Origin of the sequence: Caulobacter sp. HMWF025, from assembly GCF_003060965.1 — a bacterium.
Lineage (GTDB): Bacteria > Pseudomonadota > Alphaproteobacteria > Caulobacterales > Caulobacteraceae > Caulobacter.
In genome coordinates this window covers 1-2,421 of record NZ_QAII01000102.1, presented here as the reverse complement: position 1 = coordinate 2,421, position 2,421 = coordinate 1, and the positions used below count along the sequence as shown (strand labels likewise).

The window sequence follows — 2,421 nt, the reverse complement described above, 5'->3', positions numbered from 1 at the left end:
GCCGAAGCCCGAGGGGATCAGGACGTGGACCACCGGCAGGCCTGCGGCCTCGAGGTCTGCAACCGGCCGCTTCCGGACCGGCGCGCCTTCCGGCAGGGCCACCACGGTCGCCCGCTCACCGGCGGGAAACCGACCGGCGATATAGGCGTTGAGATCCTTGAGATTGAGATAGTCCGGGGCCGCTTCGGCGCGGACCGTATAGCTCATCCTGAACGCGTCCTTCGGCTCTTCGCCGGCGCTGACATTATAGACCCACAGCTCCTGGATCGGGGTTTCCTGGGCCGTGTTGGTAAAGGTCAGGGTGCCGCCCTGCAGGGGCCTGTCCAGCGCCAGCACCGTGCGGGCCTGATCCTTTGGCCGGGTCGCGACCCGGGTTGTCGCGCCACCGCCCGGGGTCCAGGTCAGGTCACCATAGGCCGGGCCCTGGATCTCGATCCGGTTGACTGGTTCGTCGGGCAGGGACAGCCGCAGGGCCTTGCCGCCCTCGACATAGACGTTCCAGTCCGGGAGCGGGAAATAGTCGTTGCGGCCTTCCAGCCGTGAGCGGTTGTAGACGCCCGGCCAGGTCGTTTCGGAGATCCCGTCATTGGCCCGCCACATCCACTGCTTGAGGTCCTTGGCGTCCGTGACCTCGACCTTGCGGACCGTGGTTGACGGGGCCGGGAGATAGGGTGGCAGGTCGTCCGGACGGTTCCAGCCGTAACGCAGCCGCCAGGCGCTGCGGGTCGCCGGATCGGCCAGGCTGGCGATGGGAGCTGGGGTCAGGGCGGGGGCATGGCGGGAAAGGGCGGCTACGGCCTCGGCGTCGAGCGCGCGATCGTGGATCTTCAGCTCGTCCAGGTCACCGCCGCGCAGGAAGTTGTAGCGGCTCTGGACCTGGTGGGGCGCGACCACGCGGGCGGCGATGCCGAACTGGTCGAGACCGGTATCATAGACCGCCCGGGTCTCCTTGCGGGCCACGGGCTTGCCGTCGATGAACAGCTGCACGCCACGGGTTTCGTCCCAGCTGAAGGCGATGTGGGTCCACACATCGGCCTTGGGCGGCTTGTCCAGCTTGAATGACACCCGGGTGCGGGCCAGGCCGTTGTCGGTCACGAAGGCATCAAAGCCGTGGCCGTTCCAGTCGATGCGCAGGAAGGCCATGTCCCAGCTGGTGTGGTCGGCAAAGCCCACCCGGAAGATCACGAACGGCGCGACTCCGACCGGATAGCCAGACCGCCAGAAGAACGAGAGGGTACCCCTCTGGGCCTGGATGTTGCCGGGCGCGTTCCAGGACACCACGCCGTCATCGTCGGCATGCAGGCCCTGACCCAGGGCACCGTCCGGGATCGGCCTGACCTTGTCGAGAAAATTGGGGATCGGATCGCCCTGCGCGGTGTCGGCGGCGAGGCCGCGTTCGCCCGAGACGTGGAAGACCAGGGTCGGTTCCGGGAGCGTCGTGGCCTGGGCCGGTCCAGCCACAACGAGGCCGCAGGCCGTTGCCATCAGCAGGGACTTGATCACGCACGCTCCTCCCACAGGACGCAGACGGGCACTATTCTGGTAACCGGTGTCATGCCCTGGCACGAGGTGTAGCGCCGCAGGGTGACGGTTGCAAACAGGCGCTGGCCTGATAACCCGAAGATCGAGAGATCATAAGCCGACGGAGGACGCCGCCATGTTCAGCAAGATCCTGATCGCCAACCGGGGCGAGATCGCGGTTCGGGTGATCAAGACGTGCCGTCGGCTGGGGATTGCTACGGTGGTGGTCTATTCGGACGCCGATGCGGGGTCGCTGGCGGTCGAGATGGCCGACGAGACGGTGCATATCGGTCCGTCGCCGGCCAATCAGTCCTATCTGGTGGCTGACAAGATCATCGCCGCCTGCAAGCAGACCGGAGCCCAGGCGGTGCATCCGGGCTTTGGCTTCCTGTCGGAGAACGCCGGCTTTGCCCAGCGCTGCGCCGACGAGGGCATCGTGTTCATCGGTCCCAACCCCGGCGCGATCAGCGCCATGGGCGACAAGATCGAGAGCAAGAAGTTCGCCCAGGCCGCCGGCGTCTCCTGCGTGCCGGGCCATATCGGCGAGATCGACGACACCGCCCACGCGATCAGGATTTCCAAGCAGATCGGCTATCCGGTGATGATCAAGGCCAGCGCCGGCGGCGGCGGCAAGGGCATCCGGGTGGCCTGGACCCAGCAGGACGTCGAGGAAGGCTTCCCGGCCGTGCGCGCCGAGGCCAAGGCCAGCTTCGGCGATGACCGCATCTTCATCGAGAAGTTCATCGTCAGCCCGCGCCACATCGAGATCCAGGTGCTGGGCGACAAGCACGGCAACGTGGTCCACCTGTTCGAGCGCGAATGCTCGATCCAGCGCCGTAACCAGAAGGTCATCGAGGAGGCCCCGAGCCCGCTGCTCGACGAGGCCACCCGCGCCGCCAT

Annotated in this window: 2 protein-coding genes; one reads left to right on the top strand and one right to left on the bottom strand. The window is 67.0% G+C overall.

What is annotated here, in order from left to right; translation table 11 throughout:
• Window positions 1–1,503 (bottom strand): LamG domain-containing protein (locus DBR10_RS11075; protein WP_233243376.1); only part of this gene is annotated, 1,503 nt, incomplete at its 3' end.
• Window positions 1,504–1,657: 154 nt separating this feature from the next.
• On the opposite strand from DBR10_RS11075, the gene DBR10_RS11070 reads away from it, so the two are divergent.
• On the top strand, window positions 1,658–2,421 hold a 764-nt coding region (locus DBR10_RS11070; RefSeq protein ID WP_146187838.1), incomplete at its 3' end, for an ATP-binding protein.